Annotated in this window: 2 protein-coding genes; one reads left to right on the plus strand and one right to left on the minus strand. The window is 26.0% G+C overall.

Going from position 1 to position 1,507, the window contains the following annotated elements; all coding sequences use genetic code 11:
* Positions 1 to 759, minus strand: a 759-nt coding sequence (locus VLM92_RS11940) for a Na+ dependent nucleoside transporter N-terminal domain-containing protein (RefSeq protein WP_325276559.1), incomplete at its 3' end; no start/stop codon positions are given.
* Between the two features lie 499 nt (positions 760 to 1,258).
* Between VLM92_RS11940 and VLM92_RS11945 the strand changes: the two genes are divergently transcribed.
* Complete coding sequence (locus VLM92_RS11945) at positions 1,259 to 1,465, plus strand: hypothetical protein (protein WP_325276560.1); 207 nt, start codon at positions 1,259 to 1,261, stop codon at positions 1,463 to 1,465.
* Positions 1,466 to 1,507 lie beyond the last annotated feature (42 nt).

The following is a 1,507-nucleotide window of genomic DNA, read 5'->3' on the forward strand; positions in this document are numbered from 1 at the left end:
ATTATCACCTTTATTATCCATTTTTACTTCTTCTATCACTGCAGCTGCAGCACATTCAGAAGATCCTAAAGAATCATCACTAGTAGTAGCAATTTCTTGTGAAATTTCTGGAAGTATAAGTTTTGACACTATTATACTTCCAAGTGGAACTAATGCTCCAGCTATTAAAAGATACTCCATAGGTATACCCATTCCTGCATATCCCATAAGTACAGTTGCAGACATACTACCCATACCTGATATTAAAACTAACATTATTTCACTTTCAGTCATGCCACCTAAATATTTAGATACAAGTATAGGTGATTCTGTTTGACCTAAGAACATATTTGCAACAGCAACAAAACTTTCTACGTTACTAGTTCCAAGTGTTTTTCCTATTACTCCACCTATTGCCTTAACTACAGCTCCTATAATACCAAGATAATATAATGCAGCTACTAATGATGATATAAATATTATATTACCTAAAACTTGTATCCCAAATATAAATCCTGTTGGAGCCCCTGCATTTTCTAATGAACCAAATATAAAGCTTAATCCTTGCGCTCCATAGCTTAATACATTAGTTACTATATCAGACACCTTTTGTAAAGCTACCCTACCTAGTGGGAATTTTACTAATAAAAATGCTAATGCAAGTTGAATTACAAATGCTTTTAGTATCATTTTTTTATTAACATCTTTTTTGTTAGATGATAATAGGTATAATGTTCCTAATAAAATAACTATTCCTAATGCATTTATCAATATTGTCATATTCTCTTCCTCTATTTCTGTAATATTGTAGATTAGTTGTGTTTAAATTTTATTTATATAAAATTATTATTTAACTATATAACTTTTTTGTAAGTATACATTTATCCATACATCTACTTCTTACCTTTGTTTAAACAAAGCTATACCTGAAGTTCTTGCCCCAAATGTATTATCTATATATATGCTTACAAAATAAACATAGTGTTAATGATAATTCTACATATATTGACCTTTATAACAAGAAAACAAATTTAAACCTCGAAATATATTATAACCTTTATTACTTTATCATGACAAGTCTTTTTAATTTTTTATATCTTCAATTAATTCAATTAATACGTTAAGGTTTATAAAACTTGTTATAAATAAAAATCTTACTACATATAAATTATATTTAAGATATTTTTATACTAATATTAAATATTATTTATTTACATATGTAATTTATTTTTACAAATACTAGTTTATATACTTACTTTATTAATAAAGGAGATTCATAATGGCTAAAAAAAATATGACTACAAACGAGGATGATTTACTATATCTTAATAAATTTGATGATCAGTATCAACAAATACTAGACAACGTAGAGGTTAATCAAAGTTCAGATAGTGAAACTACTGATTTATTAAATTTTAGAGTTATTAATGCTAACAATGAATATCCTCAGAAAAATGCATCAAAGGTTAATAAAGACATAAAGTAAATATTTTAATTAGAGGTGATATGAATGAATAAACAAAATAAA

It is taken from the genome of Romboutsia sp., from assembly GCF_035470145.1.
In the GTDB taxonomy this organism is placed as follows: Bacteria; Bacillota; Clostridia; order Peptostreptococcales; family Peptostreptococcaceae; genus Romboutsia_D.